General features: G+C 42.6%; 19 protein-coding genes and 1 tRNA gene. 12 read left to right on the top strand and 8 right to left on the bottom strand.

What is annotated here, in order from left to right; translation table 11 throughout:
• Nucleotides 1-47: 47 nt before the first annotated feature.
• From VK179_07335 to VK179_07310, 6 genes are all read left to right on the top strand, one after another.
• The gene (locus tag VK179_07335) at nucleotides 48-740 is read left to right on the top strand and encodes a hypothetical protein (GenBank protein ID HLO58537.1); all 693 of its coding nucleotides are present in this window, start codon (nucleotides 48-50) and stop codon (nucleotides 738-740) included.
• A gap of 18 nt (nucleotides 741-758) precedes the next feature.
• Complete coding sequence (locus VK179_07330; protein HLO58536.1) at nucleotides 759-1,880, top strand: hypothetical protein; 1,122 nt, start codon at nucleotides 759-761, stop codon at nucleotides 1,878-1,880.
• A 31-nt stretch (nucleotides 1,881-1,911) separates the two neighbouring features.
• Entirely contained in the window at nucleotides 1,912-3,465 is a 1,554-nt protein-coding gene (locus VK179_07325) for a phosphate ABC transporter substrate-binding/OmpA family protein (GenBank protein ID HLO58535.1), read from the top strand.
• A gap of 81 nt (nucleotides 3,466-3,546) precedes the next feature.
• Nucleotides 3,547-4,359, top strand: a complete 813-nt coding sequence (locus VK179_07320; protein HLO58534.1) for an ABC transporter permease subunit — start codon at nucleotides 3,547-3,549, stop codon at nucleotides 4,357-4,359.
• Between the two features lie 2 nt (nucleotides 4,360-4,361).
• A complete protein-coding gene (locus VK179_07315) occupies nucleotides 4,362-5,273 on the top strand; it encodes an ATP-binding cassette domain-containing protein (protein ID HLO58533.1) in 912 nt (303 codons plus the stop codon).
• Between the two features lie 348 nt (nucleotides 5,274-5,621).
• Nucleotides 5,622-5,697: transfer RNA gene (locus VK179_07310), tRNA-Met, on the top strand.
• A 181-nt stretch (nucleotides 5,698-5,878) separates the two neighbouring features.
• Here VK179_07310 and VK179_07305 read toward each other — a convergent pair.
• The 7 genes from VK179_07305 to VK179_07275 all read right to left on the bottom strand — a co-directional run bounded on the left by VK179_07305 (nucleotide 5,879) and on the right by VK179_07275 (nucleotide 17,513).
• Nucleotides 5,879-6,886, bottom strand: coding sequence for an alpha/beta hydrolase-fold protein (locus VK179_07305; protein HLO58532.1), 1,008 nt, complete (start codon nucleotides 6,884-6,886; stop codon nucleotides 5,879-5,881).
• Between the two features lie 377 nt (nucleotides 6,887-7,263).
• The gene (locus tag VK179_07300; GenBank protein ID HLO58531.1) at nucleotides 7,264-8,229 is read right to left on the bottom strand and encodes an NAD(P)-dependent alcohol dehydrogenase; all 966 of its coding nucleotides are present in this window, start codon (nucleotides 8,227-8,229) and stop codon (nucleotides 7,264-7,266) included.
• An 18-nt stretch (nucleotides 8,230-8,247) separates the two neighbouring features.
• Complete coding sequence (locus VK179_07295) at nucleotides 8,248-9,216, bottom strand: NAD(P)-dependent alcohol dehydrogenase (GenBank protein HLO58530.1); 969 nt, start codon at nucleotides 9,214-9,216, stop codon at nucleotides 8,248-8,250.
• Nucleotides 9,217-9,250: 34 nt separating this feature from the next.
• Nucleotides 9,251-11,686: a TonB-dependent receptor gene (locus VK179_07290; GenBank protein ID HLO58529.1), complete on the bottom strand. Its 2,436-nt coding sequence runs from the start codon at nucleotides 11,684-11,686 to the stop codon at nucleotides 9,251-9,253.
• Nucleotides 11,687-11,726: 40 nt separating this feature from the next.
• The gene (locus tag VK179_07285; protein HLO58528.1) at nucleotides 11,727-11,927 is read right to left on the bottom strand and encodes a hypothetical protein; all 201 of its coding nucleotides are present in this window, start codon (nucleotides 11,925-11,927) and stop codon (nucleotides 11,727-11,729) included.
• 109 nt (nucleotides 11,928-12,036) lie between these two features.
• Nucleotides 12,037-14,721 (bottom strand): LuxR C-terminal-related transcriptional regulator, encoded by a 2,685-nt coding sequence (locus VK179_07280; protein ID HLO58527.1) that lies wholly within the window; start codon nucleotides 14,719-14,721, stop codon nucleotides 12,037-12,039.
• Nucleotides 14,722-14,867: 146 nt separating this feature from the next.
• Nucleotides 14,868-17,513, bottom strand: a complete 2,646-nt coding sequence (locus VK179_07275; GenBank protein ID HLO58526.1) for a glycoside hydrolase family 2 protein — start codon at nucleotides 17,511-17,513, stop codon at nucleotides 14,868-14,870.
• A gap of 92 nt (nucleotides 17,514-17,605) precedes the next feature.
• Between VK179_07275 and VK179_07270 the strand changes: the two genes are divergently transcribed.
• From VK179_07270 to VK179_07245, 6 genes are all read left to right on the top strand, one after another.
• A complete protein-coding gene (locus VK179_07270) occupies nucleotides 17,606-18,379 on the top strand; it encodes an NUDIX domain-containing protein (protein HLO58525.1) in 774 nt (257 codons plus the stop codon).
• Nucleotides 18,380-18,401: 22 nt separating this feature from the next.
• Nucleotides 18,402-18,875, top strand: a complete 474-nt coding sequence (locus VK179_07265) for a YdeI/OmpD-associated family protein (GenBank protein HLO58524.1) — start codon at nucleotides 18,402-18,404, stop codon at nucleotides 18,873-18,875.
• A 51-nt stretch (nucleotides 18,876-18,926) separates the two neighbouring features.
• Nucleotides 18,927-19,949 carry a glycoside hydrolase family 5 protein gene (locus VK179_07260; GenBank protein HLO58523.1) on the top strand — a complete coding sequence of 341 codons (1,023 nt, stop codon included), beginning with the start codon at nucleotides 18,927-18,929 and terminating at the stop codon, nucleotides 19,947-19,949.
• Between the two features lie 23 nt (nucleotides 19,950-19,972).
• Nucleotides 19,973-21,043, top strand: coding sequence for a hypothetical protein (locus tag VK179_07255; protein ID HLO58522.1), 1,071 nt, complete (start codon nucleotides 19,973-19,975; stop codon nucleotides 21,041-21,043).
• 63 nt (nucleotides 21,044-21,106) lie between these two features.
• Entirely contained in the window at nucleotides 21,107-21,244 is a 138-nt protein-coding gene (locus tag VK179_07250; protein HLO58521.1) for a hypothetical protein, read from the top strand.
• 121 nt (nucleotides 21,245-21,365) lie between these two features.
• Complete coding sequence (locus VK179_07245; protein HLO58520.1) at nucleotides 21,366-22,592, top strand: MFS transporter; 1,227 nt, start codon at nucleotides 21,366-21,368, stop codon at nucleotides 22,590-22,592.
• A 61-nt stretch (nucleotides 22,593-22,653) separates the two neighbouring features.
• Here the strand turns inward: VK179_07245 and VK179_07240 are convergent, their stop codons facing one another.
• The gene (locus VK179_07240; GenBank protein ID HLO58519.1) at nucleotides 22,654-24,852 is read right to left on the bottom strand and encodes a GH92 family glycosyl hydrolase; all 2,199 of its coding nucleotides are present in this window, start codon (nucleotides 24,850-24,852) and stop codon (nucleotides 22,654-22,656) included.
• Nucleotides 24,853-24,856: the final 4 nt, after the last annotated feature.

The raw sequence follows: 24,856 nt of genomic DNA, 5'->3' as shown, positions 1-24,856 counted from the left end.
AAAACCCTTAATTTTGTGCAAGAACCCAACCATTTAAATCTACGATTATGGCCGAAAAAGATAAAGGATTTCGATTCAAAAGTCTTTTTTTTCGGGAGGATCAGACAAACTCACCCGTAAAACCCAACCAGGTAAAAGAAGCAACCGCTAAAACCACACCGGATGGATATATTCCTTCTGCTTCGCTGAGTACCAATGACATGCCCCTGGTTGAGGATTTTGTACAGCGTCTTCAGAATCTGATCAACCAGAACAACCAACCCGGTTTTGATTTTCTTGAGTTCACCGAATCGTTGTTTGAAGAAAAACAGGATCCGACGCCGGAAGTGTATAAAACGGTTTTCAGGATAGCGCAGAAAATCGATAAATCATTGACTCCCGCCCGTCTCCTTGAAAGTTCGATGTTCTATAAAGACCTGGTTCAGCGAACTGCCGAAGCGGAAATCAATAAGGGCACTGCAAAAAAGCAAAGCCTCCAGGGTGAAAAAGATACGGAGCGGACAAACCTGGATAACAGCCTGAAGAGTACAAGAACGAAAATTCAGCAATTGAATAAACAGATCCAGGATCTGCAAAACCAGGAAGTCACCCTAAGCAATCAGCTATCCGCTATTGACATAAAATACGAGAACCAGTTTTCCGACATTGAGAAAAAGATCAATGCCATTCGCGACGCAAGGGAAAAAGTTCTTGTAAGTATTGTGGATATTGAGGCCGGCATAAAAACGAATATTTCCTAAAACTATAAATCTGATGTCATGCAAACTGAAACTAAAACTGTAACGCAGCTGCCCATCATGAAGTATTTCGATGATGCCAAGCTGGTTGAAAGAGGAAAAGAGTCGCTTGCAAAATGGCGCAAAGGTGAGAAACCGATCGGTGCTATACTGGGTTTGATTGTAATTGCCGTAATTGCCTACGGAACTTTTAAGTGGATCATTCCGGCTGTATTCGGAGCCCTCAGCCAGGTTCTGGCTGTGATTGCCTCCATTCTGGCTGTAGTTCTGGTTATCCTGCTGTTACCTGCCATCTTCAAATTGTTCCGAAGGATAGTCCGTTCTTTTCATAAGGCCATCATTCGGTGGAATCCGTTCGATGAACTGGAAGAACAAAAACAAAAAATGTGGCAGACCCATGATATGTTTCTGACCCACAAGGCAAAAATTAAGCAACTGAGAACTGATTTTGAACAAATGTCAAAAGGAACTCAGAAAGTGGCTGAGGATGCAAAAACTGAAGTGCAACACCAGACTAAAAAAGCCAGCGAGATCAAAAAGCAGATGGAAAAAATGGTGGAGGAGAAAGGCGAAGCCATTAAGGAAACAGATGAATATGTAGATCTTCAGCAGCAATTCATCAATGCTACTTCAGGAGGGACCCGTTCAAATACTATTTTGGAAAAGAACATTGAATGGACTACCAAATATGCAGCCCGTTCCAATATTTTTGCCAACCTTGACCGCAAACTGGCTATTGGTGCAACGCTTCTCGAAAATAAAATAAAAGATTTCGAGGAAAGCATCAACATCATGAAAAAGGATTGGGAAATGGCAGCTGCATCGCGCGGTGCAACGGCCATTCTGAAAGAGATCCTCGGTCCGGGCGGACAAAACTGGAAGCTCGAATATGCTCTTGAATTTGTTGCAGGACGTATTTCCGAAGATCTGGCCATGACGGCACAGAACCTGGAAGACCTTGAAAAGAACACCACAGCATTTGATTTTGACAGTGATGAGGCTTATGAAAAACTGCTTGCCATCGGCAATAAACTTGATGCCGGGCAGATAGATGTTCCAAGCCCTTCAAAAATTTCAAACCCGAACCATAAGCTGACGCATGAAGAGAAGAGTGCAGCGGGTCCGCTTGGTGATATTTTTTAATAACCCCTGAATTTCTAATATTATCAAAAAAATGACAACCGATTATCAAAACCAGCCTGGCAGGTCCATTCCGGGATTTCCTAAAAAATGGACTTTGGGATTTCAGCTCATCGTACTTTTACTTATCATTGGCGCCGTAGGTGCCGGTGTATATTTTGGTTATCCTTACCTGAACAAGGCATCGAAAGGCAATAAAGCCGATCTGCGTGCAGGGTTCAATAACTTTGTAGGATTTGCACCGGGTTTGTATATGAACGGAGGAGCTAAGCCGAACAAGGAATCCAGGATGTTCAAGCAATTCGGCATTACTTTCGAAGCTGTCCGCATGGACGATATGCAAAAGCTGAATGATGCCCTTAAAAACGGTGATCTCGATTTTATTTTTACAACCACGGATATCTCGCCTATTGGAATGGACAGGAGCAGCGACCTGGCAAAAATGAGCGTGGTACAGTTTCTTAAAATTGATGATTCAAGGGGCGCCGACGTGTTTATCGTGGATAAATCGATCAATACTGTCGCCGATCTGAGGGGAAAAAAGATTGCCTGCGCACTCGGATGGCCGAGCAATACCCTGCTTCATGCAACCCTTGAAGCCGGCGGACTTACCGAAAAGGATGTTACGATTTTACCCATGGGTGACCCGTTTGCTGCCAAGACGGCCTTCACCACCGGAAATGCCGATGCCACAGTTGTATGGTCGCCTGACGACCAGGAATGTCTTAAATCGAGAGATGCAAAAATTCTTACAAGCACCAACCTGCTTCCGAACATTATTATGGACGGATTTGTCGCCCGTAAGGAAGTTCTTGAAAAAAAGAAAGACCTGTTTATAAAGCTTTCAGAAGCATGGCTTGTTGCCAATGCTGAAATGAAAGATCCTGAGAAGATGGCACAGGCCGCCCAGGTATATAAAACTGCTTTCGAGGTGCCTGATGATGTAAGCATCATTCTTGACGGGATGCGGAAAATTCACTTTGCAAATTATGGTGATAATGTGAATTTCTTTGGCCTGAGCACAGATTTTACAGGTATCACAGGTCAACAGCTCTATACCAAAATGGCCCGGGTATATAAAACCGGTTACGGGAATAACCTGACGAATATTGTGCCATGGGCTGAGGCTTCCTATCCGGGAGTTGTCCAGGCTATAACAGATCTCCAGGGTGACGACCAGCTGGCAGAAGGCCAGATCGAATTCCAGGCTCCTACAGCAGCGGATGAAAAAGCACCTGCTGTTGCCATTAAGCCTATCATTATCAATTTCGCAACCGGCTCATGGGCTCTTACTGCTGATATGAAGGACAAGATTGAAAACCAGCTTGGTCAGCTATCGGTTGAATTCGCCGGTATGAAAGTACGTATCGAAGGCAATACCGATAATGTCGGAAGTGCTGAAATGAACAGGGAACTTTCACGCAAAAGGGCAAAGTCAGTGGCTGATTACCTTGTTAAGACTTACAATTTCGACCAGAACCGATTTGTCATTGTAGGTAACGGACCTGATAAACCGGTGGCTGATAACAATACAGAAGACGGTAAAGCTGCCAACCGCAGGACTGAATTCCAGCTCCTCGGCCAGTAAAAGATAATGTCACCCTGAGCGGAGTCGAAGGGTAATTACACCTCGACTTCGCCCGCTATGACTCAATTAAAACCGGATATTATGGGATTAGTGAAAAAGCTGTTTACGTTCGCCGGAAACGTCGATAAAAAGACGGAACTGGCATTGAACATCCTGGGATGGATCCTGCTCATTTTTCTGTGGTGGCTGGTCCCTACAATGGGATGGATAAAATCCACCATACTGCCGTCACCTGTTGATGTGATCAAATGTTTTAAAACCCTTTTTGTTGACAGGAATCTCGTGTATAATACAGGGTATTCCATTTTTATCAACATGGGAGGTTACCTGCAGGCCATGGCCATTGCCATTCCGTTAGGATTCCTGGTTGGATTGCTACCGTTTTTCAGGCATCTTGTCAGCAAACAAATCGAAGCGATCCGGTTTACACCTCTTCCGGCCACAACCGGAATTTTTATGGCTTTATTCGGACTGGGACTCGGAGTGAAAGTACAGTTCCTTGCATTCGGTATTTTTGTATACCTGTTGCCTGCCATAACCCAGCGGATAAAAGACATTGAGACCGACGATCATCTTAAAGCCCTGCAGCAAACCATGTGGACCCTTAACGCGAGCCCATGGATGACCCTGAAGCATTTTTACATTCCTTCCGTTTTAAGCCGTTTTTCAATGGATGTGATCAACTTGGTTGCCGTGAGCTGGACATATATTGTGATAGCCGAAATGGTGAATGCACAGGGCGGGCTCGGCTCCATGATCTACATGGCCACTTCGCGCGGTTCACATGTCGATCAGCTATACGCGGTGCTCCTGCTGATCATCTTTATAGGATTTGTCCAGGATAAGCTGCTCAAGTGGCTTGACAGAAAGATTTTCAATTTTAAATACGCCTGATCATGAAGCGGAATATATTTCAGAAAACTGAAGACGAGGTAATCGAATCATCGGTATCCGGTCAGGCTGCAGAGGTAAGTGGGGCCTCAGAGGCTCCTGTGTCGCAGGTTCCATTCGGGAAATCAACCGATATCATTAATCTTGTCAATATCAACCAGGTTTATTCCGATCATAAACCTGCCAACATTGTTTTTAAGGATTTCTGCCTTGATATTAAGGATATTAAGAACCAGGGTCAGTTTATTACCCTCATGGGGAAATCAGGTTGCGGGAAATCCACATTGCTCAGGTATATATCCGGATTGCAGATTCCCACATCGGGGGAAGTTTATATTTACGGGAAAAAGAGGACCGACAAAGACCGGATTCCGATGGTGTTTCAGCAGTATACTTCATTTGAATGGAAAACGGTGTTGCAGAACGTGGCACTACCGCTTATCCTCAAAGGCGTTCCGAAGGATGAGGCCAATGAGAAGGCAATGGAAATGATCAAAATTGTAGGGTTGAGCGGACACGAAAGCAAATGGGCCAAGTACCCGATCTTGTCGGGCGGACAGTTACAGCGTGTAGCCATAGCGCGTAACCTGGTGGTAAATCCGCAGATTCTATTGATGGATGAACCATTCGGTGCGTTGGATACTGTGACAAGGAAGCAGGTGCAGGTTTTCCTGCGTTCTATTTTCGAAACGGCAAAAATTGATCCCACCGTCATTTTTGTGACCCATTCTGAAAGTGAAGCCGTGTTCCTTTCCACCGATGTGTACATCCTTGATTCAAACCCAGCCACGGTAAGGCATCACATAAAGATCGAACTGCCGGAAAAGCGTGACGATTCCATCCGTTACAAATCCGATTTCACCGATTATGTAAATAAGCTAGGCTCGTTGTTGGAGGATTTGAAGAAGGAGAAGTGATTCTGGATGCTGGATACCGGATGCTGGATACTGGATGGCGGAAAAAGTCACGTCATTGCGAGGAGCCGGACCAAAAATGATTATCGCAGAATGAATCGCGACGAAGCAATCTGCCGGCACAGGAAATGCGCCGGGAGCTGGTTACTGGACGCTGGATACCGGCACTCTCATACGTCCCATAGGTCGTATGTGTCCCATCAAACGAACACCGAACAAGGAACACTGATTTAAGAATATCGAATCTGGTATAATTGCAGGGTCTTACATTCTCAATTTCATAATCTTTAATATTTTATTCCCAAACAATTTTTTTTATAACAAAGTTAGTTTACCTTTGCCATCCAACATTGCGGGGTGGAGCAGTTGGTAGCTCGTTGGGCTCATAACCCAAAGGTCGTAGGTTCAAGTCCTGCCCCCGCTACCAAAAAGGCCGGATCATAAAAGATCCGGTTTTTATATTTTAATTCCCATAAAAACATATTAAGGGCGTTGGGCTCATATCCCGATGAAATCGGGACGTAGGTTCAAGTCCTGCCCCCGCTACAAGAAAAGACTCCTTAACATTTTTGTAAGGAGTCTTTCTTTTTTACCATCCGAAGCGTAGATTATTCCTTCATATGTTTAATAGCGGACGTCGTTACCAAAGTTTTATATGCATCCACCCAGAACTGAATCGGATATTCCCTGGTTCCATCAGCAAATTCTAACGGGAACATATGTCCAGCATTTTCTAAGACGGTATAGCCATGTTTTATACCTAGTGAATCGAGATAATCACTGAAGTTATTAGTTATAAACTTACCATTATTGTTATACAACCAGTCCTGATCGCCGATAATAAGCCTTACTTTTACATTGCTCTTTATTATCTCAGCATTCTTCCCGGCATAAAATCGTGGATGTACTGAGTTGAAGTATTCAATGGATTTTTCCGAGCCCGGTCCTGTTGCAGGGCCAAATGTGTTGACCAGGTACTGTGGATTGTGTTCGTCCTGAAAGTCAATCAGCGCACCTGCCAGGGATGAAGTGAAACCAAACATTTCAGGATACTTGAAACCAAGTCTCATGGCTCCGAAGCCACCCATTGACCAACCTTCGAGACCCCGGCCGGAGCGGTCATCAATAGTCCGGTAATGCTCATCAATATAGGGAATAAGATCTTTCATCAATACATCTTCTACAGGCCCGCTGGTTACTCCTTTTGCACCGGAATTTGCATTGCAATACCATCCAATAGGTAAGGCCTGGGGGCCGACAATAATGACCGGGGGCATCTTTCCTTCTTTAATGGCTTTATCCATTATTTTCATCAGCCATTCCGCGTCTTTTTGGGTTCCATTTCCTCCATGTAAAAAGTAAATCACAGGAAATCTTTTAAGGGTATTCTGATACTCTTCAGGAAGGTAAATCATAAAACTCCCTTGTGTATCTTTTCCTCTTGAAGGCGTTGGATAAACCTGATATTCGGCAAAGAGGGGTGTTGTCGTGTCAGTTGACACCCATGACAAATCGGAATCAATATGCTGTTTCCATTGGCCCGGTTTCTCTTGGGAGAAAAGGTTTTGTGAAAGAACAAGATAAGCCACTGAAAAAAGGTAAATAGTAAGTCTCATAACAATACTTGTTTTAATCAATTTCCAAAGGAGCCAGAATGAATAAAGCTGACGGGACAAACCGAAAATCAAATGTAGTACAGGCTGATATCAAAAGCAATTTTTGCCTGAAAAACCTAAATGGAACAGGATATTGTTGTGGTTTGTAAATTGCTTATATTTACAATACTACCCTCTATACTGCTTTAATGACCAAACCTGATCAAAGCGATAAGCTTTTGCCTGGCACACAACCACAAATGCAAATGGCGTCGTAACTGCAGATTTTTTATTTCATCTGTAGAATGCAAATGATTCTGGATCCCTAATTCTGACTATAACTCATACTGAAACTGAAAGCCATTATACCAGTGGCTTTTCTTTTCAAATTTCACTAATTAAACCCTGACCACCACTTTCCCCTTATGATGCCCGGCACCGAAATAGTGGAATGCATTGGCAAGATCTTCTAAGGGGTATTCAGTATCTATAACAGGCTTTATTCTCCCGGTTTCGAATAGCTCGTTAATGTAGGCCAGGTCTTTATTTGGCTTCAGGATGACCAGTTGAAATTTCTTTTTCTTTATCCTGCCGACGATCCATCCAAAGAAAACCACCTGTAAAAGCCTGCCATTATTGCCTCCTGTTGTTACATATTTACCATCCTTAGCTAGTGAACGGGAATAATCGAACAGGGAACGACTTGTTTTATTGTCAAGAATAAGATCATATTTCTTCTTATTTTTTGTGAAATCCTCTTTTGCGTAATCAATAACCTGATCAAAACCCATTGACCGCATCATTTCCAGTTTCTCAGCACAGTCGACACCCGTTACCTCAAGATTGAATAATTTGGCTATCTGCACGCCAAAAGTACCAACTCCTCCACCGGCGCCGTTAATCAATAGCTTTTGTCCCGGTTTGATTTTCAGCCCGTCAATCAGCCCCTGCACTGCCAGCATGGAAGCCTGGGGTATGGCGGCAGCCTGAACGAATGTCATACCCGCAGGTTTAAATGCAAGCGCATTTTCCTTTGCCGTTACATATTCGGCAAAACCACCAAATCCGCATTCACATAAATCACCATAAACTTCATTTCCGGGCCTGAACTTCCTGACTTTGGGGCCGACTGCTTCAATGTGCCCGGCAATATCGCAGCCCAGAATATTGATCCTGGGTTTGAAGAACCCGAACATGATCCGGTTTGCAAGGGATTTCGCGCAAATTACCTGCCAGTCCCAATCGTTTAAAGCAGCAGCATGAACCTTTATCAGTACCTCATCTTCTCCAGGAACCGGTTTTTCAACCTCCTTTATTTTGAGAAATTCCGGCGATCCATATTTTTCCAACACAACTGCTTTCATGGTATTTGTTTTAATTCTTTATACATGGTTAAATTGTATGACTACATTTCCGGTCTTCTCCCCTGTTTCTACATATCTGAAGGCTTCAATGAGCTGTTCGAAGGGATATACCCTGTCTGTAACCGGTTTGTATTTACCCTCCTCCACAAGAGTTTTTAAAAATTCAACATCTTTTTTGCGGATCGCAGGTATCGGGAACTGTACTTTTTTGTTACCGAATAGCGGCGTTATAAGTGCCAGTATGGGATTCTGACCCATATATCCAAGTTCAGTTGAAATGTAAATCCCACGCTTCTTCAGGATGGGTTTACATTTTCTAAAAGAACTTTTTCCCACCGCATCGAACACAAGGTCGTACTTTTGATTGCTCTTTGTAAAATCCTGGCAGGTATAATCGATCACTTCTGTCGCTCCCAGTGATTTCATCAGTCCCAGGTTTTTGGTACCGCATACTGCTGTAACCTCTGCACCAAAGTATACAGCAAGCTGAACTGCTGCCGAACCTATACCACCACTTGCACCGTTTACAAGGACTTTTTGCCCTTTCTGAATGTGGGCTGCCCTGATATCACACAGGGCATAATAAGCACCTTCACATATCGGAGCAGCTTCGGCATAGCTCGTATTTGCTGGTATGGCAGCTATCGGACCGTCTTCTGACATAACCATATATTCTGCATGGGATCCCAGTTTGAATTCGTTCAAGCCAAACACTTTTTCTCCGGGCTTGAATATTTTCACTCCTTTACCGACCTTTTCGATTTCTCCTGCAAATTCAGTTCCGGTGACTTTATTCTTTGGAACAGGAATGCCCGTTACTATCCTGACAAATACCGGCTTACCCCTGAGCCATCCGCAGTCGGTTCTGTTTACCGTAGAGGCATAAACCTTAATTAAAACTTCTCTGGCTTTGGGAACAGGCTTTTCAATTTCCCTGAACTGAAGGGATTCCGGCGGGCCGTATTTGGCCTGGTATATTGCTTTCACTTTGGACCTGATTAATTGAATTTCGCGATTCAAGTTAGAAATAAATGCGGTACATAATATTGGGAATGAAATACATTTGTTTTAAATAGCCAACCTTTCCCTGTTTGCTTTCATCATAGTATTCTGATAATCTTGCCTGGTTGTTTGTAAGGTTCATCATATCAACGAAAATCTCATGAGTAGCATGCGACCTGTTAATTTTATAGCTTACGGACAGGTTTACATAGTAGATGTTATCCAGTTTGTTATCATAGGCTTTTTTATAATCCCAGAATTTATTGTGTGACGGATCAACGGAGACATTACCCTGCGCATCTCTTAACAGGGGAATGTATTTTTTGCCACCGCCCAAAAATACCTTGGCGTTCACGGCCAGCGTTTTGTTTTGCTTATGGCCGATGTTTTTAAATTCCTTTCCGCATAACAGATTTACCAGGTACCGGCTGTTGTATTGTGTATTTCGCCAGATACCTTCAAGGGATTTGTATTTCGAATCATATAAAGTAGCATTGATTAAAAAATAATAGTTATCATCGAAAAACCGTTCCAGGGTAAATTCAACCCCGTAGTTTTTACCGATTCCTTTGTTTACCAGCGCTACATACCTGTAATCAATTCCCTCGTTGATGGTTGCATAATAACTGGTATCGAGGTTCTCAACAGGCAAATTGTAAAGGTTTTGATAGTAAGCTTCTACTTTTGCCAGTAAATTCGTACCAAAGCGCTTTTCGTAACCAACTACAAAATGGTCGGATTTCAATAATCCCAGGTTTTTGTTGGGTTCTGTAGTTGTTCCGTCCGGTTGCTGAATTTTTGTGAAATAATTATGCACGCTTTCCATGGTGCTGTGTTTTCCATAACCGGCATGAACAGAACCTGTATTGCCAAGCTTCCAGTTTACAGCAATCCTGGGCTCCAGGGTATACTTGTTATTGATCAAAACATTCATACTATGTAGCCCTGCCACCAAAGTAATCTTATCGTTAATACTGCTTTTCCAGTTAATATAACTATTCAGGAGACCGCCGCTTTTTCTGAAATCCGTCACGTTTATCATTGCCGCAGACTGGTTATTATATATATTTTGATTGTAGTCAAAGTGGTTTAACGTGTATTTGATTCCAACCTGTATTTTGTTCTTTGCATTGATCTTGTTGCTGTAGGAAATTGCGCCCCTTATAGCAGAATTCATCACGCGGCTTTCAAAACTCTGATGCCTGTTAATGGCAGAATCACCGGATAATACTCCTTCGTTATCGTATGTTTTTATTAGCTCCGCCGAATAAATATCATCATCAAATCCATTACCGGAATAGGAGAGGGAGGTTTTTACAAAACTGTTGTTATTTACCGTTAAGGTATGATTGATTCCGAAATTGGCAAGGAAAGCAGACTTGTCATAATCTTTAATTACGTTGGCATTTTCTGCAGGACTGCCGGGAGTGGTGAATGCTCCCAGTTTTATGTTATCCATTGAAAAGCCGCTCAACCCTCCCAGGCCAAAGAATGAGAATGTACCCACTTTTTTAGTAGGGAGCAATACCTTAAAGGTTGCATCCTGGTAATTCACTACACCATCTACATCTACCAGGCCTATTTTTTTCATCAGCGAAACAGTGGAATACCTGTAGTTTATCAGATATGACCCGCCATAGCCCTTTTTAAAAGGTCCTTCGAGTGTAAGATCAGTACCCAGAATACCAATCCCGCAGGTTGCTTCCATTTTTTCGTTATTTCCGCTTCTCAGTTTCACATCCATCACATTTGACAGCACATTCCCATACTCTGAAGAGAATGCCCCTGTGTAGAAATCGGAGGTGGACAGCAGGTTGTTATTCAGGGCTGTCAGGGCACCCATAGAAGCATTCTGGTCATCCATATGATAGGGGCTTGGAATTTCAATTCCGTCCAAACGCCATTGCATATATTTCGGTGAGTTTCCCCTTACTATAATATCACTGCTCCCATCAGGCGAACTCGTGACACCAGCAAAACTGGAAACCACGCGTGCAGGGTCTTCCATTCCACCTGTGTATCTTTTTGTTTGTTCGGTTGAAATGGATTTTGAACTGAGAAGAGCCATATCATTGATGGCTTCGCCTTTTTTCCTGTAAGCCTTCACTACCACATCGTCTATTTTTATGATTGACTCTTTCATTGTTATTTCAAGGACAACCTCTTTACCGGAATTAACTTCTATATTTGAAAGGGTTAACCCATCATATCCGACGTAGTTCAATTGTAGTGATATCCGGCCGACTGGTACTTTTTCCAGCCTGAAATTGCCATTTACATCGGTTGCAGCGGCTACTTGCGGGTTAGAAGCCGGTAGGGTCACTATCACACCTATCAGTGGTAACTTATTATCGTTATCTATTACAGTTCCCCTGACTGTTTGAGTAAATTTCTGACTAAATGCCCATGTCGTGAGCAAAGTAAGAATGACTGTTGTTGAGATTATTCTTTTCATTGTAATCATTTTATGTTTATTGAATTCAGGACTTTCAGTTTTATTTCGATGGATTTACGGAAATAAGCACCAGGTTTAAATCGCGGATCTTATTCAGAATTCCGTGTAAAAAGGATTCATCGGTAATTTTACCTGAGATGATTGTATTTTCCCCCTCATACATTATATCCATACCGGCAAACCAATTCTTCCATTTTTTATCCAGGTGCCCGCGTACTACAATTTCAGTTTTACCGCTCATTTTAAATGATTTAATAATGGATCAAAGGTGAGGGGTACCCGGTAAAAAAAAATCACCCCCGGGGGTGATTCCGGGGGTGATTTTTATAAACAGGAACTATAGCAACGTGCTATAACAATCCAATTTCTTTTGCTTTTGCTACAGCTTTTGAACGACTGTCCACTTCAAGTTTTAAATAAATGTTTTTTAAGTGTGTTTTGACCGTATTCAGAGAAATAAAGAGCTTATCTGCAATTTCCTGGTTTGACAGATCCCCGGTGATCATCTTCAGTGTCTCCAGTTCACGGGAGCTGAGCTCAGAGGATGTTCTCATTTTCAACTGGTTTGTTCTGCGGTCAACAGCCATTTTAAGGTTTTCAATAAAACGATCCGAAATCTTTGTTTTTGTTGTAGTCTGTATTTTATAGGCATCTTTAAGCAGAGCATTGATTTCATGACTTCTTAATACAAAGCCAATCAGTAAATTTTCATCAGAAGCCAGTTCCATGGCCTGGATGATATGTGATACTGCCTCATCATGCCTGCCTTTCATTTCATGCAAAATGGCCCATGAGACCAGGCAATCTATCATTCTTTCATTACGCTTTCCTTCCCTTGCCAGGACATAAAGTTCTGAAAGCAGGGATTCTGCTTCATCCAGCCTGTTTTGTGCCATCAACAGACGCACATACGATGAATAGGCCGATTCATTAGCCGGTGTCTTTTCTTTACTAAGGTCCAGATCATAGTGAGAAACGATTTTCTGCGCTTTATCCAGATCGTTTTTTTCGAAACAGAGATAAATCTTCCATCCTATATAATAGGACTTCAGAAAAGGAGGTATACTGTTTTTAAAGTATAATTCATCCAGCTCCCGTATTTTCTTTTCCGCTTCACTGTCTCCGAGTTCAAGGAGTACTACTGAATATACCATCAAAATGGTAATTTTCAGATAAATATCTTTCCCCTGCTTACTCAAATCATAAGCACGTTTTATATTTTCAATGGCTTTATCATTTTCTGCCCAGTTGTATTGCGAAATCCCCAGGATAAAATACAGGGCAGCAAATGTCCAATCACCCCTTGCAATTTGCAGATAGCCCTTATCAGTCAGTAATTCTAAAAGATCAATACATTTTTGGTAAGCTGTCTTATAAAAACCCAATTGTTGTTCGTTTTCAGCCATGCGGATAGCAATTGTTGATATCAGGTAGATATTTCCGGATTTCTTTCCGTATTCAAAAGCCGTATTAAAGGCCGCTTTGCTTGCCAACAAGTCTCCGTTCGAATACTGTGCAATAGCCGATGAAAACCATGCCCAGCTATACCACAAAGGATCATCTGCGGTAAGATGTTTCATGGCCAGTTCGCAATAATCGAAGATTTTATCCGAATGTTCTTCGTTTGAGAATGAATAAGCAAAGGCAACCGCTATTTTTCCAAGAAGCTTTCCATAAAATTGAACCGTATCTTTCGAAGAGCTTTTATCACTAATTAATTGTACGCAGATTTGTTCGGCGCTTAACAGAAACGGCCGTGCTTTTTGAATTTGACCCGATGTGATCAGGATCCAGGAGTAGTACAAGCAAAAACCCGGATTCTTCTTTATTAATTCATCCGGCAGCGTATCGCCATAGTTCATGATTACGGTATGATGGCCGTTTTGCCACAGCGATTCAACAATCCTGTCCAATAGCTGTATGGCTTTTTCGAAGTTTTTTATTTCTAAGGCATGTGCTATCGCCAAATCGAACAGATTATTCTGTTCGAACCAAATGCATGCTTTATTGTGAAGTATTTCCACGATTGTGGAATCATTCAGTAAAAGCCTTTGCTTAAGCAGGTCGGCAAAAAGATGGTGATACCTGTACCATTGCCGTTCAGCATCAAGCGAAAAAACGAATAAATTGTTCTTTTCCAGTTTCTCGAGGATTAACCGGCTGTCAGTTCTGTTTAACAGAGCGTCGCACAGCGGTGCGGAGAATTGCTCCAATATGGACGTATTTACCAGAAATTCCTTAACATCTTCTGTCTGAATTTTTAATACTTCTTCAATCAGGTAATCCATGATATACCGGTTGTCGCCCTTAAATGCCCTGATAAATCCTGAAATGTCAGCATTGCTCTGTAATGACAGGGCAGTTAACTGCAGTCCGGCAATCCAGCCTTCCGTTTTGTTTTCAAGTGTGTGGATATCGTCAACAGACAATCCTAATTTTAATTTTTTATTAAACAAGTAAGAAATGTCTTCTGTCTTAAAGCAAAGATCACTGGCGCGTAATTCCACCAATTGATTCTGACTTCGTAACCTGGCCATTTCCAAAACGGGATCTGACCTGGAAGACAGGACAAAATGAATATTACCGGGAATATGTTCTAAAAAATAAGTCACTAATTTCTTTATTTCGCCGCTGCTTATTAAGTGGAAATCATCCAGCACCAGGATAAAGTCTTGTCCGATAGTAATCATTTCATTGATTAATAAGTCGGCAATGGACATTATTCCTGTTTCGCCCGGTGATTTCAGCAACCTTAGTGCATTTTGCCCGAATTCACATTGTATGGTTTGTATCCCGGTTATAACATAGCTTAGAAATTCTACCGGATCGTTGTCGCTCTTGTCCAGTGAAAACCATGCTGCCGGTATTTTTAGTTGATTGATCCAGTCGCTTACCAGGGTAGTTTTACCAAAGCCGGCCGGTGCGGATATCAGAATTAATTTCCGGTTCAGTCCGGCGTTTAATTTATCAAAAAGCCCGGACCTGTGAACGATGTGATCGCCGGATGAAGGAATATGTAGTTTTGTCAGCAGCATACTTATTTATTTCCCTGAGGAAGTTAAACTGGAATGAATTTTTACAGTAAAGCTAAAATTACAATTAATTGATTGATATTTTGTGTCAAAGCCGGTGCATAAAAAAAAGCCACCCTCAGGGGTGGCCTTTTGTTGAGATTCTCTTTTTAATATGTATCCACCAATGAAATAACCTTCAGCTTATCATTGAAGTTTTCAATTTTTCCAGAGGTAGTGCATTGAATCGTGACTTTCTCCCCAGGAAGCAAATCAAAATAATTGTCCGAAAATTTTATGTCTTCATCTGAACTCAGGCAAACATTTTTTTGCAGTACTGTGCTGGTTAATGTTACCGTATACCCGGTTGCCGTCTCAACCACCTGGCGGGAGATATCTGCTTTTGTGAAACTTAAATCTTTTGGCTCTGAGAAATAGAATTCGTTTGCTGCAAGTACCTGTTTTCCCTGCATAAGCTTTGCCACAAAAACTGCCTTCGTAGTATCGATGTTTTTGATCAGTTCAGTGGTCTTGCTTTCATAAACAACCTGGCTGGAATTGGCTTTTAATTTTACCGGTGATTCTTTACTCCAAAGCACCTTACCCGAAAAATCCATTATTTTCATCTGCAAGGTGGCATTAATGTCTTGCAATTTATCGGATACTCCTGTTACCGTAAATTGTCCCTTGTAATCCGAAGGAACTACAATAACCGGACTGAATGCCTTCTTCACAAAATAGTGCAGCGCCTTCGGGTTATTTTGGAAATCCAGACTGGCCCATGATGCTACAGGCCATACATCATTCAGCTGCCAGTAAAGCGTTCCCATTGTAAAGGGCATCCGGCTGCGATGGAGTTCCAAAGCCATTTTCATACAATGTACCTGCAATAGCTGCGAAACATAAAGGTACGAATCAAAGTTCTTTGGCGATTTATAATACATATCCATATATTTTCTTATCAAGGTGCTTCCGTTCGCGGCCTTGATATGTGATTTCATCACTGCTGAATTTTCAGACCGGTCAGAAACTGATGTGAATTCATACACAGTTTTCTTATCCGGCCAGGCATGAAAACCATGCTCGCTGAAAAAGTGGGATTGCATTTCGAAGTAATCACTGAATGGTTTATTGATAACGGCAACATAGTAATGCATATCACCTGAATAGGGCTTTGTCATGGTACCGGGTTTCCTGTACCCGCCCATCGGAGAGGAAGGCCAGTAATCCCTCGCATTGTAATCATATTTCTGAATGGCCTCAGGTATAATTGAGTAAAACACAGTGTCGTATTCTTTTAATACCCTTTGTTTTGAAACCGGATTGATACTGTCAACTGCGGGGAGAAAGGGAATCAGACTTTCGAGCAGCTTTCCCTCGGCTTCATCATAGGGAATGCCAAAGTACCGTTTGAAGAGGACATTCCATAAAAGGTCGGTTTCATTATTGCCGCACCACAATACGATGCTTGGATGATTTCTCAACCGTGTGATGTTATCTCCCAGTTCTTTTTGAATGGATTCATAAAACTCTTTGTAATCGGGCATATGATATATGGCAAAAGCGAAATCCTGCCAGACCATTAAACCCAGTTCATCACACAAATCATAAAACAGGTCACTTTCATAGATACCGCCACCCCAAACGCGAAGCATATTCATGTTCGCATCTGCAGCCAGTTTCAGCATTTCCCTGTAATGATCATCGGTTACCCGTGAAGGAAAAATATCCGATGGAATGTAATTAGCTCCCTTCGCAAAAACAGGTACGCCGTTCACTTCGAAATAAAACGTGGATCCGCCATCAGACTCCGGTTTCTGAACAAGTTTTACTGTCCTCAGGCCTGTTTTCGTGCTGATACGGTCCAGTTCCTTTTCCTGCCCTTTCAGGGAACCGGTAAAGGAATAAACAGGATGGGCTCCGAGGCCGTTGGGCCACCAAATCGCCGGTTTGGCAATTTCAATATCCACAGAAACCTCATTTATGCCTTTATTAAGGTTAACCGGTACCGGTTTTACACTGATTTTAGATCCATTCAAACTATAGTCAACGTTCAGGGTTGCATCCATAGATTCGGAGGATTCAATTGAAAATACAGCTGATGCTTTCGCTTTTTTGGCTGTTATTTCTTTCTGAACTATTGACAAGGAATTTATCCTTGCGGTGTTCCATGCCTTAAGATATACCGGCCGCCAGATACCGCTTGTTGTAAGTTTGGGACCCCAGTCCCAGCCAAACATATAGCTTGCCTTACGCATATAAGGACCAACATTCGGCCAGTCATTGTTAAGGAACTCCAGGTTGTATCCGTTGGGGGCTTCAAGGTTAAACTTGTCGCGACTAAGGATACCCATGGCAACAGGTGAATGAAACAGAATCCTCAGCGTATTCTCACCGGATTTCAAAACCGGTTTAATATCTACTTCCCATTCGCAAAACATATTGTCAGTGGATTTAAGCAGCCTGTCGTTTACGAAAATGTCAGCATAGGTATCAAGGCCTTTAAAATCGAGAATGATGCGTTCCATTTTCATCAGAGCCTCATCTGCCGTAAAGTCGGTTTTGTATTCCCAGGAGTTTTTATCAACCCATTGTACTTTGGTCTCATTATCACGATAAAAAGGATCAGGGATCAGTTTGTTATCCATTAAGTCGGTGTGAACGCATCCCGGAACTTTGGCATTATACCACTTGGCAGAGCCTACTTTATGGAATGTCCACCCTTTATTCAAATCCTGCACCCACTGTTCGGAAAACGACAACTGGGTCATTACGAGCCAAATGGCTGTCAGCCATACGATTCTTTTGGTTTTCATAATTTGAGTATTAAATGCGTAAAATATACACAATAATACTAAATAATTTAATTATGTAGATTTTACACAATAGAATTTCTTACTTTTAAACCATGGTTTCAAAGGGTGATATATATACTTTTATTCAGGAGGGGCATAAATTTTTTATCCCACAGCTTTCGATTGATTGTGTAATACTCGGATATCATGAAAACCAGCTAAGAGTATTGCTTACAAGGTGGAAAGGCGTTGAAGGATGGTGCTTGCCGGGTGGTTATATTCTGCGGAATGAATCCATAAATTCTGCTGCCAGCCGGATATTAAAGGAAAGAACCGGGCTCGATGATGTCTTTTTAAAGCAGTATCATACCTTCGGAGATCTCGAGCGGAACCTGACTTTCGATAGTCCCCTATTGAAGTCGTATAAGTTTTATAATGATATACTGGGAACCTGGCTTGATAACAGAACCGTTTCAATCGGCTATTATGCGCTGGTTGATTTTACACGTACAATTCCTGTTGCAGATGAGTTTTCTGAAGAATGCTGTTGGTGGAACTTTGAACAGTTACCCCTTATGCTTTTCGATCATGAGCACATGATCGGACTGGCTATGGAAACGCTCAGGCACCAGATTAAATACGAACCCCTGGGCATGAATTTGTTGCCGGAACAATTCACATTGCCGGAACTGCAGAAATTATATGAAACTATCCTGGGGCGTTCACTCGACAGGCGGAATTTCCAGAAGAAGATCATTGGGATCGGAATCCTTAAACACCTTAATGTGCAGCGAAAGATAGGTCCGCACCGGTCGCCGAATTTGTATTCTTTTGACCGGGAAAATTACAATAAAGCTTTGACGGAAGGAAAGGGCTTTTCTTTGTAAATTTGATAAACCTGTTCAGTATATGTCAGCTGTAAAATTTGAATTTGATACCGTCATTAAAAAACATGAAAGCCTGAATGCCGGGTTTATTGAATTTCCCTATGACGTGAAAAAGGAGTTCGGGAAGGGAAGGGTTAAGGTGAAGGCTTTGATTGACGGGGTTCCTTACAAGGGATCACTTGTTAAAATGGGTGGAGAATGTCACTGGCTGGGCATCACTCAGGAAATCAGGAAGGCTACCGGTAAAAACCCCGGTGATAAGGTTCATGTTGTTATTGAAGAAGATCTTGAAGAAAGAACAGTCGAAATACCGGATGATCTGATGGCCCTGATGAACAAGGAAACAAATGTTCTGGAATATTTCAACAAGTTGTCCTATACCCATAAAAAGGAATATGTTCGGTGGATAACCGAAGCCAGGCGTGAAGAAACACGACAAAACAGGCTTGCAAAAGCGATTGAGCTGATGAAAAACAAAATCAAAACTCCATACTAAATTCAACGCTTTTTCAGTAGTTTTAACTTAGTATCCCATAAAATGAATTCCATGAAAAAATCCATGTTATTAATTGCCCTGTGCATTGCAGGACTTTCAATCAGCCTTTTTTCACAGGCGCAGGTTGTTGCTGCCAAAGAGCAGAATCTTAAAATTGGTAAGGGTGTTAATGTTCTGGGCTATGACCGGGCATTCTGGAAAGATTATACCCATGGCCGTTTTAAGGAACCCTATTTCAAAATGATTAAAGAGGCAGGTTTCTCTTCTGTGCGCGTTAACCTGTTCCCGTTTTCATTCATGGATAAACAGACTAATACACTGGATCCACACTGGCTTGAGACACTTGATTGGGTTGTAAATAAATGTCTTGAGGCACACCTGGTTGTCATACTTGACCTTCATGAATTCACCGCGATGGCAGATGATCCCATGGCAAAAAAAGAAATGTTTCTTTCATTCTGGAAACAGGTTGCTCCCAGGTATAAGGATAAGCCCTCCGATGTGATTTTTGAAATACTGAATGAACCTAACCAGAAGCTAACCGTGGATATGTGGAACTCATTCCTTGTTGAGGCTATGAATATTATCCGGGAAACGAACCCGAACCGCACACTCATCATTGGTCCCGCCAACTGGAACGGCATAGAAAGTCTTAATACTCTCAAGCTGCCTGAAAAAGATAGGAATATCATTGTTACCGTTCACTTTTATCACCCGATGCGGTTTACTCACCAGGGTGCGGCATGGGCTACAGAATTTAAAAACCTCAGCGGCATTACATGGACAGGAACCCCTGATGAAAAAAAGGAGGTTGAATCTAAACTGCAGGTCGCAGCTGACTGGTCAGTTAAAAACAACAGGCCGATATACCTTGGTGAATTCGGATCGTATGATAAAGCCGATATGGAATCAAGGGCACGGTATACGGCATTTGTAGCCCGAACGGCCGAAAAACTGAATTTCAGCTGGGCTTACTGGCAGTTCGACAGTGATTTTATTGTTTATGATGTGACTAAAGAAGCCTGGGTTAATCCTATTCTCAACGCCCTGATAAAGAAGCAGCCATATAATTGAAACTGAATTGAATTTATACAGAGATGGAAAATAGTTATTCCCGTCGACGGATGTTGCAATTGACCGGATCCGGTTTACTGATGGGCGCCATGCCATCGGTTGTTAAAGGGCTCTCAGTTGAGCCTCAGATCGCACGGTCTCCGGTGAATTATAAAGGTCCTGCTCCCATTTGTCTTTTCATTGACGACGGTTCACCGGTTGACCCGCTTTTTTATGAGATACCCGGTTATGAAACGCCGTTGCTGATTCCGCATGAATTCACCCGCAGGGTGGCGGATACATTCGACAAGTATGATATCCGCGGGAAACTCACGCTTATACCCATGCCAAGCTGCCTGGGAAGAATTGATAAATCCCTGAAGAAAGTGCCGCAGGATCATTTACTGGAATTTCTGCGGCTGGTGCGGGAAAGAATCGCGACCCGGTTTGATATGACTCCTGAATACCTGACTCATCTTAATGCCTATAACCTGAAAACCGGCGGGTATATGCATATCTATGAAGATGCCTGGATTACACAGGCTCAACCTGATGAAATTGTCGAGTATTTCACGCTTGCTTTTCAGATACTTAGCAATGTGGGCATGGAACCGAAAGGAATTACCTGTCCCTGGGTTTCAGGTATTGATGTGGAAAAGAAATTTGCCAAAGCTCTTGGCGATGCCCAGTGGAACCTTTATAAACGCAATCTGACCTGGTATTTTCTTCATTTTTCAGAGGATACTGAAAAACCGGTCCCAATGTCGGTTGAGTATGATGACACGGAAAGAAATCAAAAGGTTGTCAGCATACCCGCCAATGCAGGTGATACTTTCTGGAGCATGGAGATAGCCGATGAAAAAGGACGTGTAGATTTTATAAAAAACGGGATAGACCGGCTTGTATCTCAGGATGGAAAAACGGGACGGATAAAGGACCTGATCGATGGCGGATATCCTGCCGTAATTGTCACACACTGGCAGTCGCTTTTTACACAAGGCACTGAGCTTGGCCTTCAGGGACTGGCAACACTGGCAGAACGCATACAAAAGGCATTCGGATCTTCGGTGCAGTGGGTGACTCCTTCGGAAATGGCAGCTCAATTTGTAGGATAAACATCAGCAACTTTCTGTAATTCGAATTGTTATAATGTTTAGATTAATCAAAATATAAGCGTTATGGCAAAGAAAACGGAAGATAAAAAGTCAGCGAGTGAAGCTTCAAAGACTATGAGAGATCAGAAATCAAGCAAGGAAGAAAAATCGGCTGCTGCAAAAACCATGTCGGACAAATCATCAAAGAGGAAAGGAAAATGATTCTTTTCCTTTCATCATGCTCAGCCCTGTAATTAAGTTCATTACAGGGCTTTTTTTTGAAAATGAGAATTATATAGTATATTTAAGTAACCATTCCGATTACTTACTAATTCTCATTACAATGAATTCCATCAATAAATCAGCATTGTTCAGTGCCAGTTGCGTGGCATTAGTGGTTACTGCACTTGCATTTGCCACAAGAGGTTCTTTTGTTGAGATTTGGGTTGATGAGTTTAACCTCAGCCATACACAGGTTGGCTGGATTGTCGGAACGGCATTCTGGGGCTTTACACTGGCCATGGTTTTTGGCGGACCGTTAGTGGACATCATTGGTATCGGAAAGATCATATTGATTGCCTTTATTTGTCATGTAGCCGGAATTATCATGACCATTTTTGCAACCGGTTTCTGGACACTCTTTGTTTCCACCCTGTTGGTGGGCATTGGTAACGGAAGCGTGGAAGCTGCCTGCAACCCTCTTATCACCAGCATGTACACCGATGAAAAAACCCGCAGGCTTAACCGGTTTCATGCCTGGTTTCCCACAGGCATCGTCATAGGCGGTCTGATGGTGTATATTTTCAATAAGACCGGTGTCACCGACTGGAGAGTATCAATGGGGGCCATGCTTATACCCACTCTATGGTACGGTATCTGGTTCCTGAATAAGAAATTTCCCCAGACTGAAAGAGTGGTCTCTGGTTTCAGCTACAAGCAAATGCTCAAAGCCTGTGTAAGCCCCCTGTTTATTTTCATAGCCTGTTGTATGCTTCTTACAGCAGCCACCGAACTTGGGACAAACCAGTGGATTGCTGCATTAATGTCGAATGTTTCCGATAATCCCATCCTGCTGCTTGTATGGATATCCGGGATTATGGCACTTGCCCGCCAGTTTGGCGGTACATTAATACACAACATGCGTTCAACCGTTGTGTTGCTCACATCAGCCATCCTGGCTTTTGCAGGATTAGTTCTTTTAGGCAATACATCAGGTTCGATGGTGTTTCTTGCAGCCGCTGTTTTTGCATTGGGAGTGGCCTTTTTCTGGCCGTCAATGCTGGGCTTTGCATCAGAGAATATTCCCCAGAGCGGCGCACTCGGACTGGCCATTATGGGAGGTATCGGTTTCCTTGGCGGGGCTATTGCCCAGCCGGTACTTGGCGCTATTTATGACGCAAGAATAAATGCTTTGACGACAGCGGAGGCTGCATCTGACCCTGGTCTATTAAAGGGCATCCAATTGGCGGCAGGGGCAAATACACTTTTGTATATGGCAATAGTTCCAGCCGTACTTATCATTGCATTCAGTTACCTCTATTTTGCGAAAAGAAAACAACTCGCAAAATAGCATTATAAAACAATGGCCCGGCTTTAAACCGGGCCAAATTTAACCACTAACAAAAACCAAGCTATTCTCTTAATCCCGGGAGTTGTTTAAATAAGTTTGTATTATTTCCCCACTCTTTGTTGGGAAGTGGACCCATTGTTAACCTCAGTTCACCGCCATTCATCAATTCTGCATGTGTGAACCATGGACCGGTAAGTACTTTACCATTCAGTATGGCTTTCTGAACATATACATTTTTTTCGCTGTTGTTTTCAGCCACAATCCTGAATTTTTTATTGTCGGGCAGACGTAAAGAAATCTCATCAAACACGGGACTTCCGATTGTATATACCGGAATTCCGGGAACTACAGGATAAAAGCCCATGGATGAAAAAACCACAAATGCCGACATGCCTCCGCCATCCTCATCACCGGGAATTCCGAAAATGTTATCCGGGAACCAGTTGTTCAGAAGTGCCCGGATCCTCCTTTGCGTTTTCCAGGGTTGTGAGGTGAAATTATATAGATAGGGTATATGGAACGAGGGCTCATTTCCCATTGAAAACTGTCCTGTAATGCCAGAAAAATCAGGGAATTTAGCCCACATTTCGTATTTACTTCTTCCCAGCGGTTCCCTGAAAAGCTGATCCAGTCGTTGAATAAATTTCTCTTCTCCGCCCATCAGTTCGATGAGTCCGGGAATATCATGCTGAACCTGCCAGAGATAGGTCCACCCATTATTTTCATCATAATAGTCACGGCCGCCCATACCTCCGTCAAAAACCGGATCAATGTCGATCCATTCACCTTTTTCATCTTTGGGCATGAAAAATCCCTTACCGGCATTGTAGAGATTCCTGTAATACTTTGAGCGGGAATCAAAAAGCTCCTGATCCTCCTTTTTGCCCAGCTTTTCTGCCACCCTTGCCAGCGCCCAGTCGTCATAACTATGGCCAAGCGTTATGGCAACCGCCTGTCTTTTTTCAAAAGAGTGTACAAGGGGCTCTGTTTCTTTTTCACCCGGTTTCAAGGCTGGATAAAAGCCGTTTTTCTGGTAGAAGAAATCAAGCCGGCAGGCAGGGCCATTTTCCCATGGCAGCATGGTTGCCTCCATGGCGTTCTTTTTCATGGCTTCATAAGCTTTTTCAATATTAATGGCGGGAACGCCTTTCATCCATCCGTCAAGTATCATAATGGTCGAATGAAACCCGTTCATACAGGGGTTATCCCCCCATAAAACCGGGAAAGTAGGAAGCCATCCGCTTTGCACATACATATTGATATACGAATTGATCATCTCAGATTCAAGTTGCGGGTCAAGAATGCAACGTAACGGATGAAGTGCAAGATAGGTATCCCATATCCAGTCGTCGACATAAAAAGGCCTGTCGGCTTTATGAATCTGTTTGTCATAGTTGCTGTAGTATTGACTGCCTTCGGTCACATCAACCATTCTCTCATAACTACGGTAAAGGGCTGTGTAAAAAGTCCGTTTCTGTTCTTCCGTTCCTCCCTTTACAATTATTTTCCCCAGTGCTTTGCTCCAGGCATCCCGGGCATTTTTTTCCATACTTTCAAATGTGGATCCTGTCCTTTCATTTTTAAGATTCTCTTTAGCCTGGTCAGAACTTATAAATGAAATGGCATACCTGAATTCAGCGGTGGATTCCCCGGGTGAATTCAAATGAAGAAGCGCCCTGTGACTTGCTGAGTCGTAACTGAATTTCGCTTTTTGGTTTAATTCGGCATAAACAAAAGCTTTCATGCCTTCAACCATTTCAATTCCTGAAAAGGCATTGTCTGAGAGCTGTTGCCAGTTTCCTTTGTTCATGTTAAGAAGCGCAATATTTTTTATCTGATTTTCAGGGAAAGTGAACCTGAAAAAACCTGATTTTATACCGGGTACGAATTCAACCCTGGTGTTATAATTCTGAAGTAAAACGGAATAATAATAGGGAGTTGTAATTTCTTCGTTTTGATCCCAGAATGATACGATTCTCCATTGATCCGAAGCATCTCCCGTGAAAGGCATAATGCCGAAAAACTCACCATTACGGTGTGAAATCAGGGTTAAGGGAAATGAAGTTATCTGGTCGTCAAGATAATCCTTACGATTCGGATACATCCTGATCAGCTGGTTAGGGAGTTGTACTGTAGGACGCGTCGGTTCCAGGATTAAACCAACATTACCGATGCGGGGATCGACATATTTCAGGGGATCCGTTTTTGTGCATGATTCAATGAAAAGTACAATCAGGGAAGTCAGTATCAGGTACTTCATTTTG

The sequence above is a fragment of the Bacteroidales bacterium genome, assembly GCA_035299085.1.
Lineage (GTDB): Bacteria > Bacteroidota > Bacteroidia > Bacteroidales > UBA10428 > UBA5072.
The sequence above is the reverse complement of the archived record's forward strand: the minus strand, read 5'-3'. Positions and strand labels throughout refer to the sequence as shown.

Coding starts and splice junctions, on each gene's coding strand:
- VK179_07305 (HLO58532.1), bottom strand. CDS start 6,886: ATGAGACTTACTATTTACCTTTTTTCAGTGGCTTATCTTGTTCTTTCA.
- VK179_07285 (HLO58528.1), bottom strand. CDS start 11,927: ATGAGCGGTAAAACTGAAATTGTAGTACGCGGGCACCTGGATAAAAAA.
- VK179_07260 (HLO58523.1), top strand. CDS start 18,927: ATGAAAAAATCCATGTTATTAATTGCCCTGTGCATTGCAGGACTTTCA.
- VK179_07250 (HLO58521.1), top strand. CDS start 21,107: ATGGCAAAGAAAACGGAAGATAAAAAGTCAGCGAGTGAAGCTTCAAAG.
- VK179_07290 (HLO58529.1), bottom strand. CDS start 11,686: ATGAAAAGAATAATCTCAACAACAGTCATTCTTACTTTGCTCACGACA.
- VK179_07240 (HLO58519.1), bottom strand. CDS start 24,852: ATGAAGTACCTGATACTGACTTCCCTGATTGTACTTTTCATTGAATCA.
- VK179_07320 (HLO58534.1), top strand. CDS start 3,547: ATGGGATTAGTGAAAAAGCTGTTTACGTTCGCCGGAAACGTCGATAAA.
- VK179_07335 (HLO58537.1), top strand. CDS start 48: ATGGCCGAAAAAGATAAAGGATTTCGATTCAAAAGTCTTTTTTTTCGG.
- VK179_07280 (HLO58527.1), bottom strand. CDS start 14,721: ATGCTGCTGACAAAACTACATATTCCTTCATCCGGCGATCACATCGTT.
- VK179_07315 (HLO58533.1), top strand. CDS start 4,362: ATGAAGCGGAATATATTTCAGAAAACTGAAGACGAGGTAATCGAATCA.
- VK179_07330 (HLO58536.1), top strand. CDS start 759: ATGCAAACTGAAACTAAAACTGTAACGCAGCTGCCCATCATGAAGTAT.
- VK179_07325 (HLO58535.1), top strand. CDS start 1,912: ATGACAACCGATTATCAAAACCAGCCTGGCAGGTCCATTCCGGGATTT.
- VK179_07270 (HLO58525.1), top strand. CDS start 17,606: ATGGTTTCAAAGGGTGATATATATACTTTTATTCAGGAGGGGCATAAA.
- VK179_07275 (HLO58526.1), bottom strand. CDS start 17,513: ATGAAAACCAAAAGAATCGTATGGCTGACAGCCATTTGGCTCGTAATG.
- VK179_07300 (HLO58531.1), bottom strand. CDS start 8,229: ATGAAAGCAGTTGTGTTGGAAAAATATGGATCGCCGGAATTTCTCAAA.
- VK179_07245 (HLO58520.1), top strand. CDS start 21,366: ATGAATTCCATCAATAAATCAGCATTGTTCAGTGCCAGTTGCGTGGCA.
- VK179_07255 (HLO58522.1), top strand. CDS start 19,973: ATGGAAAATAGTTATTCCCGTCGACGGATGTTGCAATTGACCGGATCC.
- VK179_07265 (HLO58524.1), top strand. CDS start 18,402: ATGTCAGCTGTAAAATTTGAATTTGATACCGTCATTAAAAAACATGAA.